We start from the raw sequence: 18,385 nt of genomic DNA, 5'->3' as shown, positions 1-18,385 counted from the left end.
TCGCTTCCAGCCGAAAAAACGAAGGCCAGTAAAGTAGCTGCGCTGCAAACGCGACTAACTCCCCCGCCCCTACTCCGCGATCGCGGGGGCGAGGACGACGCGGAAGCCGGTGCTGGCGTTGCGGAAGTTTTCGCTGAGGCCCTCGCTGCGGGAAGCGGCGCGGGAACGGATGGCGAAGTCTTCCCAGCCACCGCCGCGAACAGGGTGGCGGCTGCCGTCCTGCAGGCGGACCCAGTCCGTGACCTCGTCGCCCGGCAGGCGGGCGTTGTAGTCGTCGAAGCACCACTCGCGGACGTTGCCATGGACGTCGTATAGTCCCCAGGCATTGGGCTGATATTGGCCAACTTCTTTGGCACCGTAGTCGTCCTCGGCGTCGACATCGCTGGACTCGAAATCGCGCGGATAGGTCCCTTGGAAATGTGCATTCTCTGCCGTGGCGGTATTACCCCAGTGGAACGGAGCCGTGGACCCGGCGCGCGCGGCATATTCCCACTCGGCCTCGGTCGGCAGGCGGTATTCATAACCAGCAGGCAAGCGGCCTGCCTCCTGCTCGCGCTCGTTGAGCTTGCGGCAATAGGCCATGGCTTCATTCCAGCTCACGTACTCTACCGGCCGGGTTTTACCCTGCAAACGCGAGGGGTTGAAACCGATGACATCCGTATACTGCTGCTGGGTGACTTCGTGAGCGCCGATCCAGTAACCGCGCGTAAGGCGGACCTGCGTGACGGGGCCTTCCTCGGGCAAGCGAGACGGCTCGGTGGGCGGGCTGCCCATGGAGAACGACCCGGGCGCGATCCAAACCAGCGACATGTCGATGAACGGCACTTCGTAGTTTTGCCCACTTTCCGGGCTGGGGATCAACACCATCTCCGGTGCCCAGCTCATCTTTTCATTGGGCTTGGGCGTGAAGCTCTTGCTCTGGGCAAAGTAGTCTTTGCTGCCAATCGAAAGGGTGTGTTTTACGCCTGGCTTGAGCGGAGCCTGCATCTCGGGAAGCTTTACCTTTTTGCCATCCAGCGTGATGACCCAATCTTCGTTGGCCGGCTTGGGGGCCAAGGTCAAAATCGCGGGCAGCGGCTCCATGTCATACGGCACTTTTACGCGGACATTGTTGCCTAACGAGAAGGTCTTACTGACGTCATAATAATCCGGGTGCGAAACGGTCATCTCCACCTCGCCCTCACGGACTCCCTGGATGCGGAACTGGCCGTTGGCAATGCTGCTGGCGTCGGCGGAAAAAGTCTGCTCGCCCAGTTGGCTGTTTCTACTGACGCCCGTTATCTTAACGCTTTTCAACTGCTCAGGTGTCGGCTCCTTGCCGCCAAAGAGGATCACGGGCGCGATCTCACCGGAGAGCGGCGTGAGCGTCCCGAAATCGAGAATATCCTTGGTCTGCGGCAACACGGTGACGGCGAGCGTTTTGTCGCGGTAGCCATCCAGCTTGACCGTGAGCAGGAACTCCTCGTTGACGGGCAGATCCTGCAGGGTGACGTTCGTTTTGCCAAGCTGGCGGTCGCCGTAGAAAACATCCGCGCCGGACGGATCGGACTTCACGCGGAGCACACCGAGGATGGCCTCGATCGGCACCTGCACCGTGTTGGCCTCTCTCGAGGAGAGCGTGTAGGGGCCAGACTTGGTCGGCGAATAGCCGGCCTTATCCGCGATCATCGTGTAGTCACCGGCGACGATCACCTGGTTGGCCACCAACTGACCGCTGGCGTCCGTTTCTCCCAATGGAAATTCTTTACCGCTAGCGTCCACGGCGGTCAGCGTCACGCTGGGCTCACTGACGAACACGGCATCCACCAGGGCAGGCCTGAGCTTGATGGTTTTCTGGAGCGGTTCTTTATCGATCTGAATCAGCTCCGAGTGGGAATCAAATCCCGGTGCCGTAAAGGCAAAGCGATACGAGCCCGGCAAGATATTCAGATCCAGCTTTCCATCGCGAACGATGAAGTTGTGTGTCGTGCCAGAGATTTTCACCCCGACGTTATCGGGCTCCAGCGCAAAGCTCAGCCGCGGCTCCTGGCCGTCGGGCGTCTTAATCGCCACCACCCCATCGGGAAAGGAATCATCCAGCATGACATTGATCGCCGAAAAGATCAACGAGCCAAAAATCAGCAGCACCACCCCCACCACAGCCAGTCGGAATGCGCTGGCAGTCTTGGTGCCCTTTTCCTGGAGCTTCTTCGGCACGGGAATAAAATCCAAGTGCCGGAAAACCGTCTTCGTGTCGGTGGTGCCGATCGACGCCTTCTGCGACTTGTTGCGCAGCGGCCGGATGTTCTCGAAATTCTCAAAGTCGTCCTTGGCCTTGTTAACACTCTGGTAGCGCTTCTCCGGTTCGCGGTCCAGGCAGTTGGCGATAAAGATGTCCCACTTCTCACTAAGCCCGTGCACCACCTCGCTCGGTGGCACGTAATCCGCGGTCGGCTTGCGGCCAGTGAGCAGCCAGTAGGCGGTGATGCCAAGGGCGTAAACATCGGAGCGGGCGTCAGCGGGTTTACCCTGGCGGACCTCGGGCGAAAGGATGTCCACCGTGTTGATGCGAATCGCGCGACCGCCGAGGGCGATCGGCGGAATCCCGGCAGAGACAACTGCCTCAAAGCGCTCTTGCCCGATCAGGCTGAGCAGGCCGAAACCGGCCACCTTGATGGAGCCATTTTTGGCACGAAGGATGTTGGTCGGGTTGAGATTGTAGTGCTGGATTTTCTTGTCAGCCAGGTAGGCCAGGCCCTCAAGCGTCTGGCTAAGGATCGAGGTAACGTCGTCCGCCGGCAGGCCCATAGGCAAGTCCGACACGAGTTCGCGGGGCTCGTCCTGATTGCTTTTTCGCTCTTTGATCTGCTTGTTGACGTAGTTTTGCAGGTAGTCGGCGAGGTTTTCCCCGTCGAACTCCTTTCCCATAAAGGTAAAGCGGTCCTTGACCACCACAGCCTCTTCAAAGGAAAAAACATTCGGGTGCTCGAGCTTGCAGAGCTTGGGCCCCATCTGCGCAAAGCGCTCATGAAACTCTTGGTCCGACTTGATAATCGGCGGCATGACGAACACCGTCTTCTCGTCCTTGGAACGCGGTTTGCGGACGCGATACAGGCTGCCCAGCAAGTCGTAGGACACGCAACGGAGCACCTGGTAATCCCCGAATTTTTCACCGGGCGTCAGGACTTCGTAGGCGCGACCGGGGGGGGCCGTCATCTTGGGGGCGGTCGATTCATCACTCATGATAGCAGCTTAAGGAAACAGGTCAGTTAGAGTTGGCTGGGGTTGATGGTGTCCGGTGCTCGCTTATCCGCGCCAGCCGTGCGATGATAAGTGCCAGTCAATTTGTCGCGCTCGTATTTGGTAAAGCCGGCGCGCTCCACGTTTTTATTCTCCAGCTTGCTCTTGGTGGCACCGGGAGTGTATTTGGTGGCGAGATTGGGTGGTTGAAAAACACGGCGGACGGGCTCGCCCGAGCGGGGGTGCTGCTTCAGTGGAGCGTCGGACATGGACTGCTCGACTTCAAACATCTCGCCTTCGCTGCCATCCGCGTTAATCACCTGGTAAACGTAAATCGGCATGGGTCATCTATTTCGCTAATTTGGCCGCTTGGCGCAAGCAGGAATAGCGCCGGAATACCTTGGAAACAGATAACATTTATTCCCGATTAACCAAGGATGGAAAAAAGTAAGCTGCTTGGCTTGTAATTTTCCCCCAGAAATCGAAACTCAGATCATGGATACAGCCGTATCAGCGGTAAAAGACCTCGCCACGCAAACCGAGGACCCCCCGAGTCGAAAAGTTAGCTGGTGGATGCAGATATTGCGTCACATTGCGGCCGTATTGGGCTATCTTTTGTTCATGGAGATTGGCGCGTGGATGCCGATCGGGCATTCCATCAACGAAAGCAGCGTCTTTCTGCTATGGCCAGCGACGGGGTTCGCTCTGGCGATCACGGTGCGCGGCGGCTATTCTTACCTGGGCGCGTTTGTCGCCACCGCCATTGCCTGGCATGGCCTTAACCTGCCCTTTGGCTGGTTGTTCGCCGTCGAGCGCGGCGTAGCCATCGCTATTTCCGTCGGATTTACCTCGTACATGCTGCGGCGCTTCCTCAAGGACTACGCGATGGAGGCGATCCGGGATGTCTTTGTGTTTCTCGCGCTGGGGCCGATCATGTGCGGCCTGCTATTGGCGGCGCTGACCTCCGTGATTCTCTGTGCGCACGTCGACGAGATTCCGTGGTTTGAGTTCAACCGCCTGCTCACACCGTGGTGGCTTGCCGAAGCCGTGGGCATCCTCGTGCTGGCGCCCTTTGCCCTCGTTTGGACCGGCCGGACGAAGATCAACTGGCGCAACCGGCAGATATTTGAAGTCTTCATTTGGCTGATTGTCTTGCTCGGCCTGGCCTTTGCCGTCTTCGACAGCTGGGCACCGACGGACACGCTGAAATACCCGCTGGAGCTCGCGATGTTTCCCGTGGTCTTCTGGGGTGGCATTCGCTTCGGCCAACGCGGCGCGACGGCCGGTGTCGTCATCATCGCGATCATGGCGATCTGGGAAATCCTCCAGGTTCTGGGGCCGACGCAGAAGTATATTTCCACACCGCCCGAGTTTATCTGGGTCTTCGTGGGCATTCTCAGCGCAACGACTTTCTTCCTGGCTGCGATCATCACCGAAGTCCTCCGCAGTGAGGAAAAAGCGGCGTCCAACGAACAGCACCTACAGGCCTTTATTGACGCCCTGCCCGACGCGGCGTTCATCGTCTCGGCCAACGGCAAGTTCCTCGAAGTCTTCGCCGCCCAGCGCAGTGGGGCCTATCAGGATATTAAATCCTGGCAGGGCAAGCACATTGCCGACTTCTGGGAAGCTGATCTTGCCGCCGCCTTCCATGACGCCATCAGCAAAGTGCTCCGCACCGGCGAGGCCGAAAGCATCGAATACCCCCTGCGCCACGACAACGAGGAATTCTGGTTTGAAGGTCGCCTCGCGCCCATGCGCGAAAATACCGAGATGGAAACGCTGGATGGCATCATCTGGGTAGCCTATGAAATAACCGCCCGCAAGCGCGCCCAGGAAGACCTGGAACTGCGCGACCGCGTGCTGCAAGGCGTCGCGGAGGCGACCAACGCCTTACTCGCCAGCAAGGATCTCAACGAAGGAGTCGGCAGCGCGCTGGACTGCATTGGCCGCTATGCGCAGGTAGACTCCATTCGTCTGGTAGCCAGTGATCCCGAGCGCGAGCAACGCCGCTCCACCGACGCCACGCCCTGGCGCTGGACCAATGCCCCCTTCGCCAAGCTCACCCGCAACAATGACCCGTCACTGAACTGGAATGAGCTCCCGGATGAGTGGACCACCCGATTGGCCAATGGCGAGGTCGTGCAGCACTCCGCCGCAACTCCCGGCAAGATGTCCGAGCTCATGAACGAGCGGAAAATAAAATCCGTGCTGCTCGCACCGGTCTTTGTCGACGGTGAGTTCTGGGGCGCGTTTGAACTTTGCGACGACAACCCACGGGCTTGGAACGACTCCGAAATCGCCTCCCTCAGCGTGGCCGCCGGCAGCCTCGGCAGCTTTATCCAAAGCCGACGCGGCGAGGAGCAACTCCGCAAGGCCAAGGAAGATGCCGACCGTGCGAACATGGCCAAGGGCGAATTCCTCGCCATGATGAGCCACGAGATCCGCACGCCGATGAACGCCGTCCTCGGCTACACCGACTTGCTCGCGCAGACCCAGGTGGACGACCAGCAGCGCGAGTGGCTGGCCATCGTCAACCGAAGCGGCAAAGCACTGCTGGAGTTAATTAACAACATCCTCGACTACTCCAAGATCGAATCCCGCGGCGTCGAGCTGGAGTATCAGGAGTTCTCGCTCGAACAAACCGTCATGGAGGCGCTGGAGCTCATCCTCGTGAAGGCCAACCAGAAGGGCGTGAAGATCAATTACGAATTCAAGGGCGAGTCAGAGGACCTATTTCTGGGGGACTCGCACCGTCTGCGCCAGATTTTGCTCAACCTCGTCAACAATGCCGTGAAGTTCACCGAAAAAGGTTCCGTGGACGTGATTGTCGCAGTTAAAGATACCGAGCAGTTGGGTCGCTGCCGCGTCGATGTGGCGGTCAAAGATACCGGCGTCGGGATCCCCAAAGACAAGGTGCAAAATCTTTTCCAGCCCTTCTCGCAGGCCGACTCTTCCACGACGCGCAGGTTTGGCGGCACCGGCCTGGGCCTCGTGATCAGCAAGCGCCTCGTCGAAAAAATGGGCGGCGACATCGTCGTCGAAAGCGAAGACGGCAAGGGCTCGACCTTCTCCTTCCACGTCTTCCTCAACCGCGGTGCCGCATCCCCCAAGCCCACCCTATTGCCCAATCAGAAAAACACGCCGCTGGCCGTGCTGGCGCCGCTCACCATTCTCGTCGTGGAAGACGAACCGGTGAACCAACAGCTCACGCGCGACATTCTCAACGGCATGGGCTACACGTTTAAAATCGCCGCCGACGAAGACGAGGCCGTTAAGTTAATTGCCGAGCACAAGTTCAACTGCGTGCTGATGGATATCCAGCTCCCCGGTAAGAGCGGCCTGGACATCACCCGCGACATCCGCGACGGCAAGCACGGCGAACAAATTGCGGGCGCGCACATTATCGCCGTTACCGCGAACGCCCTCCCCGGCGATCGCAAAAAGTGCCTCGACGCCGGTGCCAATGACTACCTTTCCAAGCCACTCGCCCTGGAAGAACTGACCGACTCCCTCATCCTCGCCTCGCAAAAGCGCACGGTGTAGCGGAGGAATGCTTTCAACCGTATCCGAGGTAGCGGCCGGTGTCACCACCGGCCAGAATCTAGGCCGCTTGATGTAATTATCAGCGAACAATAATTCGTGGGTATAGTTTAGCGCGGACCAATTCGATCTAATCGTGGCATGCTCTGGCTGGTGAGGACACCGGCCGCCACCTTCGAAAGATCTATCAACATAATAAGCGAAGTTTTTCCTTCGGTCCGCGCAAAGCATCGCCTATGTTCGCGTCGAATTTTAAACGACTGCACCTATGCCACGAAAGACCGATCCAGAACTGCGCGAGTTTCTACGCAAACTACCAAAAACTGAAACCCACCTCCACCTCGAAGGCGGCTTACCACTGGAGCTGCTCCGTGAAATACGCCCCGACGAGCCGACCCCGGAATCCTGGACCGACGGTTTTAAATACCGCGACTTCACGCACTTCGAGCAGGAGCTGCTCGACTGGGGCTTCGCTTGGCACACCTCACCTGAGCAATATTACCGCTCCGCGAAAATGCAGTTCGAGCGGCACCTGGAGCTCGGCGTTAAATACGTGGAGTGCAGCTTTGCCAGCGGTGTGTCGGAGTTTGGTGGACTGGACGCCAAGGAGATTCACCTGGCAGTTTTAGAGGCCGTGCCGAAGGATCTGGAAGTGCGCCTTTTCATGGGTATTCACCACAGTGGCTGCGGCCCCAAAATGCGTCCGGTGATCGAAGACGCGCTCACTTGGGACGGCCTCGCCGGCATCGATTTGCATGGCCCGGAGGACTTACCCATCGAGCCGTGGACAGCCGAAATATACGCCGCTGCTCGCGTCGCGGATAAATTCACCAAGGCGCATGCCGGAGAATTTCTCGGCCCGGATTTCGTTCGCCGCATGCTGGTGGAGATCGGTGCCGAGCGTATCCAGCACGGCATTCGCTCGGTTGAAGACCCAATGCTGCTGGACCAAATCAAAGCCAATGGCATCGCGCTCGACATCTGCCCGATCAGCAACGCCAAGCTCTCGCCAGGCGTCACGCTGGAGAACCATCCGATTCGCGAACTCTTCGACGCCGGCGTCAAAGTAACCGTGAGCACCGACGACCCGATCAGCTTCGGCAACAATCTGCTCGACGATTACGAGGCACTCCACCACTACCGTAATTTCACCCGCGAAGAGCTCGTCCAGCTAGTGCGCAACGGCCTCGAAGTCGCACTCGTCGACGAAGCCAAACGCCAAACCTGGCTCGATGAGCTGGATGCGTTAACGGCTTAAACACCAGCCGGCATTCGAACCATACTTCGGCGAGGTCTGGTAATCAACGCGTCGATTCGCGCTCAATCAGCTTGGGCGTGATATCGATGCTTTCGGGCTTTTTGCCATCGATGTAGCCGACGAGGTTTTTAATTAGCTCGTGTCCGATGGTCGCCATCTCCGGCGACACCGAACTGAGCGGAATCGTGGAAGCCGTGCACATCGGCGAATCGTCCACCCCGATAACGCGCACTTGCTCGGGCACCTTGATGCCCTGCTCGCGCAAGTAGTTGATCGCGCCAATGGCCTGCTGATCCGACTGGGCAATAATGCCGTCGAACTTCAGGCCGCTGGTCACCATTTTCTCGGCCATGGCCCGGCCAGCCATAAAGCTGAAAATGTGCATTTGCGGAAACTTTTCCGTGGAAACGAGCAGGCCTTGATCGACACTGAGCTTCGCCTCCGCCATAGCTTCACGATAGCCAACCTCGCGCTGATCCTCCGGATCATCGGTGCATAGAAACGCCGGGCGTTGGCAGCCTTTTTGAATCAGGTGTTGCGTCGCGAGTTTGCCCTGCAACTTGTCGCTGTAGGTGATGTTCGCCACGCCGGGCACCGAATGCCGGCGAAAGCTGGTTACCACCGGCAGGCCGTCTTTGTTCAAATTTTCGATCAGCGAATACGTTTCGCGATGGGGAACACCGGCGACGATCAGGCCATCCACCGAACGGTAAATCTCCTGATTGCAGAAGTCGAAAAAGCCCTGATCGTCTTCAAAAAATTGCAACCAGAGGCGCAGGCCGTGGTTGTTCAGCTCCTTCGTCACGCCCATGAGCAGGCGGTCGAGCAACTCACTGCCGGGCACGCCGATCGGGTGGATCAGCAGGCCAATGGCACCAAAGCGCCCACGCTTGAGCGCGGAGGAAAGTGGATTGGGGCGGAAGTCGAGTTCCTTGGCTCGCTTGAGGATTTTTTCCTGTAGCTCGGGGCGGACTTTCGTCGTGCCGAGGTTCCCGCTGATTACCTTGGATACAAGTGAATTAGACACGCCAAGCTCAGCGGCGATGTCCTTGATTTTTACGGTCTTACGCGATCTTTGCATCGGTCGTATGTTCGCTGGAGTAGGTGGGAGGTTGTTTTGGGGGTAAGTCTGCGTTATTTTCGGAAAACCCGATTTATACAACAAAAATCAACAAATTGATTGTCAGCCTTTCCATTGCCAAAATAGCATAATCTAACGATGTATCCCCCCATCCCCGCGCCCCCGAATCTGCTGGTGATCATGACGGACCAGCAAAGTGCCGACGCGCTCGGCTGTGCCAGCGGCGGCTACTTCCACACGCCGAATCTGGATCGCCTGGCCGCACGGGGCATTCGCTTTAACAAGGCCTACACCAGCCAGCCGATTTGCGTGCCCGCCCGATGCAGCATGCTGACGGGGCTCATGCCACACGAGACCGGCGTGATGTATAACATCTCGCAAGGCCAGATGAACGGCGAGCCGCTGAGCCGACTCATCGACGAGGCCGGTTACGACACCGCCTACATCGGCAAGTGGCACATCGAACACGACTCGGCAGACCTCGACTGGCACGGCTTTCGCACCACTGCCCACATGCGCGGCAACCACTTGGATGCCGACATCGAGCAGCCCATCCGCGACTTCCTGCTCAAGGAGCGCGAACAGCCCTTTTTCCTCTTCGCATCGTTTGTAAACCCGCATGACATCTGCGAGGTGGCTCGCATGATCAGTGGGCAGGAGGAGTCTTATAAAAACGGCGATTTGCCGCCCTTCCCGCCTCCGCACGAGTGCCCACCCCTGCCGGCCAACTTCGCGATACCCGCCCACGAGCCCGATGCAATCCGCGAGCACCAACTGGGCCTGAAGGCCGCCCGTGACGGAGCCCCAGGATACATCGGCGCGACCTTCGACGAGGGCCAATGGCGCCAATACCGCTGGGCCTACCAGCAACTCGTGTCGCTGGTCGACGCCCGCATTGGCCGCTTGCTGGATGCGCTGGATGATTCCGGCCAGGCCGACAACACAGCGATCATTTTCTTCAGTGATCACGGCGACGGCAACGCCGCCCACCGCTGGCATCAGAAGAATATCTTCTACGAAGAGACGGCGCGTGTGCCGTTTATCGTCGTCCCGCCGGGTGGCTGCGAAGCGGCGGAAAACGACACCGCGCTGGTCAACGCCTGCCTGGATCTGTTCCCGACTCTACTGGACTATGCGGGCCTGCCCGCTCCCGCCGATCTTCTCGGCCGGAGTGTTCGCCCGATGGTCGAGGGCACTGCGCGCACTGCGCACGAATACGTGGTTTCGCAGACGAATCTGCATCTGGCCTACGGTCAGCCAGGGCCAACCAATGGCCGCATGCTGTGCACGGCCGACTACAAATACGTCCACTTCGATTCCGGTGATATCCGCGAACAACTGTTCCACTTGGCCAGCGATCCGGGCGAAACACAAAGCCTCTGCCTGGACCCCGCGCACCGGCAGGCCCTGGAGCATCACCGCGAGCTACTGCGGTCGTGGATTACCGATACCGCCGATCCGTATTCTTTCACCTAGAATCAAGCGATTAATTAACTTGCCCGGAATACCGAACGCGCTAGAATCATCCCATTGATTTTCAAGCATGATTTCTGATTTCCTCCCCATTTCCTGGCGCTGGGATGTGACCCAAGCCCCCTTTAACGCGGACCCCACCGGCGAGCGCGATTGCACCCAAGCCCTCATTGCTGCCATGAACGCCGCCACCGCCCTGACCATGGGTGCCTTTGGCCGCGCGCTGGACGAGATTTCCGCCTTGCCCTTCAACGACGGCTACCACCCCGACGGCTTCGAAAACCGCAAGGAGAACGGCAAAGTCGTGGGGATTTTTCCTGCCCACCTGCCCTACGTGCCGACCATTTATCTGCCGGAAGGCATTTACCAAATCAGCGACCGCATTCTCTACGACCACGCGAATCTAACCAACTCCAGCAAGTCCGAGCTCAATGCACAGATCCGCCTCCGTGGCGATGGCCCGGGCAAGACTGTCATCCGCCTCGCTGATCACGCCAAGGCATTTCAGGGTGAGGTGCCGCGGGCAGTGGTCTCGCTGATGCGCGGCCATCGCACCAATGTCGCGATGTCGAACTACGTCGAGGATTTGACGATCGACGTCGGCGCGGGCAACCCGGCCGCCGTCGGCCTGGATTTTTATGCCAACAACACCGGCTGCGTGCGCAATGTGGCGATCACCTGCCCCGATGGCGCGGCCTCACGTGGCCTGATGCTCGGTCACTGCAATTACTCGGGCATTCTACTCAAGCACATTACGATCAACGGCTTCCAAACCGGCCTGCACATCGATTCCAGCACCGCCACGATGTATATGGCCGGTGAAGATATTTCGGTGACCCATTGCCAGTTGGGCGTTTTCACCGGTCGCCCGTCGGCGAGCTTGCGGAACATCCGCGTGGAAAATTGCTCCGCCGGTGTGCTCACCGACGGAGCCGGAGGCTTACTGGTTTTGATCGACTCGCTGCTGCAAGGCCGCGGCGGCAAGAGCATCGAACTGCGCGACGGCTATATTTACGCGGCAAACGTGCAAGTGCGCGGCTTCGAGGGAGACCGCGATATCGACCAAATCGTGCTACCCGGCGAAGCGATCGCCGACGACATCATGCCGCGCCTGAACGTTGAAGAAACGCCAGAGGCCCCGGAGACGATCCACCGCTGCCTCGTCAATGACTTTGGCGCGCTGGGCGACGGCCAAACCGACGACGCGCCAGCCATCCAACAGGCGCTCAACTCCGGCGCGGATGTCGTCGAGTTTGCACCTGGCAAATACCTGCTCGACAGCCCGGTAGTCATCCCGGCAGGGGTCAACCGCGTGGCATTTCATTTTGTGGACCTCGTTGCTGGCCCGAATCTGCGTCAATTAAAAGACCAGGGCGCATTCATCGTTCGCGGCGATTCCGACACGCCACTGCTGTTCGAGGACCTCTTTGCCTGGGAGCAGTGGAGCGGCGAACACTACACAATCGACCACGCCAGCAAGCGCACACTCGTCATCAGCGACGTGCATACGCAGACCCTGCCGCTCTATCGCAACGGCGTGAGTGGCGGCAAAGTATTCCTCGACAACATCGCTTGCACGGCGGGGGTCATCCCCGGCACGAAGGGGCATGACCGCGTTTGCATGGCCTTCCGGGGCCAGCAGGTCTGGGCTCGGCAAATAAACCCCGAGCGCGGCGAACCCATGGTGCTCAACGACGGCGGCGACCTGTGGGTGCTCGGCTATAAAACCGAAGACGACGCCACGGCGTTTCACACGATCAATGGCGGTCGCACCGAAGTGCTTGGCGGCGTGCTCAACTGCGGCGGGGCCAGGCACCCGTCGTTCCTCACCGAGGACGCCCAACTGCGCGTGACCACGACCAGCAACGGCTGGCAGGCGCACAACACCATCCACACGGCGATCATGGAATCGTGCAACGGCGAGCAGACCACCGTTGCCGCCAGCCAGTTCCCCAACCGGGGACTGGAGCCCGAGCGGGGCCCGCAGTTTGTGATCCCGCTCTACGGCTCACCCGTGACCAAACCCTCCCCGTCAAACAAGGCACCTAGCGCGACATTTTCGGCGGAGAATTTGCACTAACGGACTTGCATTTTGCTAATGGCAGCGATAAATTTTTGCTTATGCCAACCCCGACCGGCATTGATATCCCACCTGAGTTGTTGCGCCGCCTGAAGTTCCGCGCCAAGCGCGATCACCGTAGTCTGGAAAACGAAATCCTGCATTGCCTGAGTGTTGGCTTAAAGCAGGAAGACCGACCGGTGCGATTCCGCGACCAGGCGCGTCGGCTCCGCCAGACCACCCGTGGCGTGCTTCGCGCTGAGGAGCTTCACTCGCTCATCGAGGAGGGCCGCAGCTAGCGTGCCTCTCACGTCGCCCCGGCCCTTTCTCGACTGAGGATGCAGGCCCGGACGGCGACTGTGTCGTAGAACACCATGCGAATCTCGCCGCATCCTCGCGGGAGAATCGCACAGCCTTGGATTGACTGACGCGCTTCGGGCTGACTCCATGAGCGCGTGATGACACTCGCGCAACTGCCGCCGGCTCCCGACACCGGCTACCATGTCCACGACTTCGATCCGTTCCTGCTTCGTTTTCCGGAGAGCTGGCCGATTGACGGGTTGCGCTGGTATGGCCTGGCCTATGTGGCGGCCTTCGCCCTGGCCTTTGGTTTGCTGCGGCTTTACTACAAGCGCGGCCGCTCGCCCTACAACCCCGAGCAACAAGCCGACCTGCTCTTTGCCGTCATCCTGGGCACGCTGCTTGGCGGCCGCCTGGGCTATTTCCTGCTCTACCGCTTTGACGATATAATACAGGACCCGCTGCTATTTCTCCGCGTGTGGGAGGGCGGCATGGCGAGCCACGGCGGCATGGTCGGCATCGTGCTCGGCATGGCATGGTTTGCCCGAAAATCGAAGACCTCGTTCTGGCAGGTGGCCGACATCATTTGCACGCTCGGCCCGCCCGGAGTGTTCTTTGGCCGACTGGCAAATTTCATCAACGGCGAGCTCTACGGCCGCCCGACCGACGTCCCCTGGGCCTATCATTTCCTCGACTATCGCGTCGACCCACTGACCGGCTATGGCGAGTGGTTCTGGACGCCGCCCGTCCACCCCTCCCAGCTTTATCAAGCCGGTATGGAGGGGCTGCTGCTCACCATTTATCTGCAAGCACGCTTCTGGCTCAGCACTCCCGGGCGACGCCCCCTGGGGCAACTGGCGGGCGAGTTTCTAATCGGCTACGCCATCTTGCGCATCCTGGGCGAAGTCTTCCGCGAACCCGACGCATCGCTGATTTTCGGTTTGTCCCGTGGCAGTTTTTACTCGCTGTTTATGATCATTGCCGGGGTGGCGATCATTACTTTGCGACGCAAAGCAAAGCAGACAAATACTTTGCCGGACAAAGTAAACTAACGCCCAACCGCAAAATCGTAATTCGGTGCCTGTTTTTCGGCGGCAAGTTTTTCAGCGCGTGCTAACATAAGTAAATGACCACCCAACAGGCAGACGAATTCTACACCGCGCTCGTTGAGAAAAATCCGGACTACGAAGGCGTGTTCTTTGCCGGCATCAAGAGCACGGGGATTTTCTGCGCGCCCACCTGCCCCGCCCGTAAACCCAAACGCGAGAACTGCGAGTTTTTCGACACGCCACAGGACGCGCTGCTCGCCGGTTACCGCCCTTGCAAACGCTGCCACCCCATGGCGTTTCCGCAGCAGGAGTCGCCGCTGATTCGTCAACTCATTGACGCCGTGGAGGCCGATCCCGAAAAGCGCTGGAGTGACGCTGACTTCCGCGCACTGGGCATTGATTCGTCCACGGTGAGGCGGCAGTTTAAAAAGCGCTTTGGCATGACCTTTGTCGCCTACGCGCGCTCCCGCCGCATGGGTTTGGCGCTGCAAAACATCCGCAGCGGTAAGCCCGTCATCGACGCACAGCTCAATGCCGGATACGAGTCGGGCAGCGGCTTTCGCGACGCCTTTTCCCGCATCATGGGCGAAGCGCCCAAAGGCGCAACGCGCCACCACCTGAAGGCCGAATGGCTCGACACGCCACTGGGCCCGATGATCGCCATGGCCGATGACCAGGCCCTCTGGCTGCTGGAATTTACCGACCGGCGCGGGCTGGAGCGCGAAGTCGAACGCCTGCGCGAAAAGCGCAAGGTGGCGATCACTCCCGGCCGCACCGCAATTACTGCGCAAATCGAGCAAGAGCTACGCGACTATTTCGCAGGGAAGCTGCAGACGTTCCAAACGCCACTGAAACTTTGCGGCACAGAGTTTCAGCAGACGGTCTGGCGCTCACTAATGACGATCCCCTACGCCACGACCTGGGCCTATGCCGACCTCGCCCAAAACATCGGCAAGCCCACGGGCTTTCGCGCTGTCGCCACGGCCAATGGCTGCAATCAGTTGGCCATCATCATCCCCTGCCACCGCGTGATCAACGCCAGCGGTGAACTCGGTGGCTACGCCGGTGGACTCGTCCGCAAACAGTGGCTGCTGAAGCACGAGCAGAAGCATGCTTGACGAGATTTTAAAACAGGAAAAAACGCCCTACCAAACGCCGAGCTTTTCCATCTGCTTGGTTGCAGCTTCGGACCAGCCACGGTTCGCCGCCGGGCTCGCTGGGCTCGGGTGCAAGATACGGCCAACCTGATGCGGTTGCTCCCAGTTGAGGTCTTTCAATTTTTGCTCTCCAAAGCCACCCACGCCGATCAGCCACTCTGGCTGCAGCGCATCGAGAATCGCGCGCAAGTGATCATCGCAAGCCGCATACATGTCCTTCACGTCGGCAGCCTTGAGCTTGTCCGGGGTTAAGTTACGGCACTTGCCATCGGCTCCATCCAGAAACAGCAGCGGGCAGTAGTTGATCACATAGTGGTCGGCGAAAAAGTTTTCCGGCGCACCAAAACGCTCCTGCATCAGGCCCCAGAGACGACGGCCGCTCACCTCGCTCTTCGGGCACTCAAAGCCGTCCACCGGGCGCTTCGGGTGCTCCGTCCGCGGTTTGCCAACGACTTCGTTAATGCCCATCCAGTCGCGCACGGCGGCGATCTCCCCAAAAGGCACGCCGGTTTGCGCCATGCCAAACGGGCCCGGGTTCATGCCCAGCAGGACTACTTTCTTCTTCGAGCTACCAAAACGGCGGATGTATTGGCGGTGCGATTCCCAGGCATAAGCCAAGGGATTATACACGTGTGTGACGGGCTCACTGAAGCTGAGCGAATCGACCGCGGCAGAAAGTTGAGCGGCAGCATTTTCCAGTTGTTCGGCGATGATCATGCGGGCAATGTGTTCGGGATGCGGTGGATGGCGATTTTGATTTTATGCTCGGCGGTCAGCCTGATGGCGGAAAAGCTGACCTCGATGGGTGATGCCCCAGAGTGGTCGCGGCTCGATGAATATCAAGCCCAAGTCACAGCCAGCGATTTTCGCTGGTTGCTGGAGAGCCAGTTTGCGCCCAATGAGGCAGCCAAGGACTGGATCGTCATCGAAAAGGAACGCGTACTCGTCAAGCGCAGCGCAGAAGACGCCGCGCGGCTGGCCATCGCATTTCGGAAATTTGAAGACACCCCGGCCCGCCCTCCCCGCTACTGGCGGACGCGATCCGAGTGGCTCGACGAACGCCCAAGCGACGAAAGCGCACTCCCCCTTGCTGGGCTGAAGATCGCACTCGATCCTGGTCATATCGGTGGGGAGTTTGCCGCGATGGAGCACCGCAGCTGGCGCGCTGGCGAGGGCCCACTATTCCGCGAAGGTGACTTTGTCTTAGAAGTGGCACGGGTCTTAAAGCCACGCCTCGAAGCGCTCGGTGCGGCGGTTACCTTAACCCGCAGCAGCGACCAACCCGTCACCTCGGACACGCCGGAAACACTCCGCCCCCTGGCCGCGCAACTTGTGGCTGAGCGCGAACTGACGCCCGGTCTAGAGATCGATCTCAAGGACCGCGAACGAAAGATCGACGCCCTCGCCCGCCTGCTCTTTTACCGAGTGAGTGAGATCAAGGCGCGCGCGAAAATCGTCAATGAAGACATCCAGCCCGACATCATGCTGTGCCTGCATGTCGACGGGACCACCGCCCCTAAGGGCAAGGAACTGGCTGACGCCGGCTACGCGCATTATTTAATTAACGGTGCCTACAGCGCGGACGAGCTCAGCTACGACGACCAACGCCTCGGCATGCTCGAAAAAATGCTCAGCGGCAGCTGGCGTGAAGAGCGCGGCCTGGCCAGCGCGATGTCTCTTGCCTTTGCCGAAGTCGACCCGCAACCGCCCTACACATACTCCGGCAGTAACGCCGTGCGCGTCAACGAAGACCCCTATGTCTGGGCTCGTAACCTGATGGCCAACCGTCTTTTCCGCTGCCCCACGGTTTTCCTGGAGCCAAGTGTGGCGAACACGGTGGACTTTTATACGCAGTTTTCCAATGGACCAGACCTACTGGTAGAGCGCTACGCCACAGCCGTCGAGTTGGCCCTGATGCGTTATTATACGGCACCATAGCGTTGGCTCAGCTTGACCTTACTGGCAAACCTACTAACTTGCGAAAATGTCATCCGGACAATCTTTAGACGATCCCGAGAGAGTTGCCGACCTCGAAGAGACCGGCCTCTTGAAACTGAAGAACGAAGAATCGTTCCAGAAATTTACCCGCATTGCTGCAGCGCTGGTCGATGTGCCGGTATCGCTCGTCAGCCTCGTTTCCACCGACCACCAGCACTTCGTTGCATGTGAGGGCCTCACGGGCGATGTTGCTGAAAAAGCGCGCACGCCGCTCTCGCACTCATTCTGCCAATATGTCGTGTGCGAGGGCCGTTCGCTGATCGTGGAGGATGCCCGCAAGGACCCGCGACTGTGTGACAACGGTGCCATCGAAGACCTCAACGTGATCGCCTATTTGGGCGTTCCGATTCGCTCAGGCCGCTTCAATGTGCTGGGCTCATTTTGCGTTATCGACACCAAGCCGCGCAAATGGTCCGATGAGGAAATCAACGAAATCGCCGACCTCGCACACGTCGTCGGGCACGAAATCGACCTGCGCCGTAAGACCCGTGAACTCGAGCAAACCAACCAGCAACTGAAGGAAGCTGAAGCCCGCAATGACGAGCTAATCCAGATGATGCTGCACGACCTGCGCAACCCGCTCTTTGGCATAACCGGCGGCCTCTCAATGCTCGCGGACTCGAGCGCACTGACCGACACCGACCGCGAAGCCATCAGCATTTGCGAGGACAGCTGTCGCCAAATGAATTACCTGCTCGGCGAGATTCTCGAAACGAACAAAATGCGGCTCACGCACCTCAATGTGGAAAAAAAGTCGCTGAACGCCGTTGAGTTCCTGACTCCGATCATCGAACGCGAGGAGATGACCGCCAAGGCCAGTTCAATCACCTTCACCGCGGATGTCTCAGACAAGCTAAATACTATCCAGGCCGACGAGGGCATCCTTCGCCGCACCATGCAAAACATCCTCGTCAACGCGTTTAAATACACGCCAAAGGGTGGCAAGGTTTCTCTGAGCGCCTACAGTGAGAATGGCCACGTGGTCTTCGCCGTTAGCGACACCGGGCCCGGCATCAGCGAGAAGGAGCGAAAGTCGATTTTTGAAAAATATTCGGTGGGTGATTCCGGCAAAAAATCGAAGAACGAAATCATCGGCCTGGGCCTGACTTTCTGTAAGGCAGCCGTGGAGCAACATGGCGGCCAGATCAGCGTCGAAAGCGAACTCGGCAAAGGCAGCACGTTTTACATCAGCTTACCGCAGCAGTAAAAAGGCGGAGCATAGCGCCCCGCCTTTTCGTTGAACTTTGCGAT

General features: G+C 59.1%; 13 protein-coding genes. 9 read left to right on the top strand and 4 right to left on the bottom strand.

The window, feature by feature from the left end:
* Positions 1-69 precede the first annotated feature (69 nt).
* Together O3S85_RS15290 and O3S85_RS15285 are read right to left on the bottom strand one after the other, a co-directional pair.
* Positions 70-3,222 carry an SUMF1/EgtB/PvdO family nonheme iron enzyme gene (locus O3S85_RS15290; RefSeq protein WP_269541513.1) on the bottom strand — a complete coding sequence of 1,051 codons (3,153 nt, stop codon included), beginning with the start codon at positions 3,220-3,222 and terminating at the stop codon, positions 70-72.
* A gap of 26 nt (positions 3,223-3,248) precedes the next feature.
* Complete coding sequence (locus tag O3S85_RS15285) at positions 3,249-3,560, bottom strand: FmdB family zinc ribbon protein (protein WP_269541511.1); 312 nt, start codon at positions 3,558-3,560, stop codon at positions 3,249-3,251.
* A gap of 154 nt (positions 3,561-3,714) precedes the next feature.
* Here O3S85_RS15285 and O3S85_RS15280 point away from each other — a divergent pair, with 154 nt between their 5' ends.
* Positions 3,715-6,762: an ATP-binding protein gene (locus O3S85_RS15280; protein WP_269541510.1), complete on the top strand. Its 3,048-nt coding sequence runs from the start codon at positions 3,715-3,717 to the stop codon at positions 6,760-6,762.
* Positions 6,763-7,027: 265 nt separating this feature from the next.
* Entirely contained in the window at positions 7,028-8,017 is a 990-nt protein-coding gene (locus O3S85_RS15275) for an adenosine deaminase family protein (RefSeq protein WP_269541509.1), read from the top strand.
* A 43-nt stretch (positions 8,018-8,060) separates the two neighbouring features.
* Here the strand turns inward: O3S85_RS15275 and O3S85_RS15270 are convergent, their stop codons facing one another.
* A complete protein-coding gene (locus tag O3S85_RS15270) occupies positions 8,061-9,098 on the bottom strand; it encodes a LacI family DNA-binding transcriptional regulator (RefSeq protein ID WP_269541508.1) in 1,038 nt (345 codons plus the stop codon).
* Positions 9,099-9,236: 138 nt separating this feature from the next.
* Between O3S85_RS15270 and O3S85_RS15265 the strand changes: the two genes are divergently transcribed.
* From O3S85_RS15265 to O3S85_RS15245, 5 genes are all read left to right on the top strand, one after another.
* Positions 9,237-10,574 carry a sulfatase family protein gene (locus O3S85_RS15265; protein ID WP_269541506.1) on the top strand — a complete coding sequence of 446 codons (1,338 nt, stop codon included), beginning with the start codon at positions 9,237-9,239 and terminating at the stop codon, positions 10,572-10,574.
* Positions 10,575-10,641: 67 nt separating this feature from the next.
* Positions 10,642-12,651 carry a glycosyl hydrolase family 28-related protein gene (locus tag O3S85_RS15260; protein ID WP_269541505.1) on the top strand — a complete coding sequence of 670 codons (2,010 nt, stop codon included), beginning with the start codon at positions 10,642-10,644 and terminating at the stop codon, positions 12,649-12,651.
* A 41-nt stretch (positions 12,652-12,692) separates the two neighbouring features.
* Positions 12,693-12,929: a FitA-like ribbon-helix-helix domain-containing protein gene (locus O3S85_RS15255; RefSeq protein WP_269541504.1), complete on the top strand. Its 237-nt coding sequence runs from the start codon at positions 12,693-12,695 to the stop codon at positions 12,927-12,929.
* 159 nt (positions 12,930-13,088) lie between these two features.
* Complete coding sequence (gene lgt / locus O3S85_RS15250) at positions 13,089-13,982, top strand: prolipoprotein diacylglyceryl transferase (protein ID WP_269541502.1); 894 nt, start codon at positions 13,089-13,091, stop codon at positions 13,980-13,982.
* Between the two features lie 74 nt (positions 13,983-14,056).
* Entirely contained in the window at positions 14,057-15,097 is a 1,041-nt protein-coding gene (locus O3S85_RS15245; protein WP_269541500.1) for a bifunctional transcriptional activator/DNA repair enzyme AdaA, read from the top strand.
* A gap of 27 nt (positions 15,098-15,124) precedes the next feature.
* Here O3S85_RS15245 and O3S85_RS15240 read toward each other — a convergent pair whose 3' ends face one another.
* Positions 15,125-15,850: a uracil-DNA glycosylase family protein gene (locus O3S85_RS15240; RefSeq protein ID WP_343218958.1), complete on the bottom strand. Its 726-nt coding sequence runs from the start codon at positions 15,848-15,850 to the stop codon at positions 15,125-15,127.
* Between the two features lie 30 nt (positions 15,851-15,880).
* Between O3S85_RS15240 and O3S85_RS15235 the strand changes: the two genes are divergently transcribed.
* Both O3S85_RS15235 and O3S85_RS15230 read left to right on the top strand, forming a co-directional pair.
* Complete coding sequence (locus O3S85_RS15235) at positions 15,881-17,074, top strand: N-acetylmuramoyl-L-alanine amidase (protein WP_269541496.1); 1,194 nt, start codon at positions 15,881-15,883, stop codon at positions 17,072-17,074.
* 46 nt (positions 17,075-17,120) lie between these two features.
* Positions 17,121-18,341: a GAF domain-containing sensor histidine kinase gene (locus O3S85_RS15230; RefSeq protein ID WP_269541494.1), complete on the top strand. Its 1,221-nt coding sequence runs from the start codon at positions 17,121-17,123 to the stop codon at positions 18,339-18,341.
* Positions 18,342-18,385 lie beyond the last annotated feature (44 nt).

The organism is Cerasicoccus sp. TK19100 (assembly GCF_027257155.1).
Lineage (GTDB): Bacteria > Verrucomicrobiota > Verrucomicrobiia > Opitutales > Cerasicoccaceae > Cerasicoccus > Cerasicoccus fimbriatus.
This window is presented reverse-complemented; position numbering and strand designations above follow the sequence as displayed.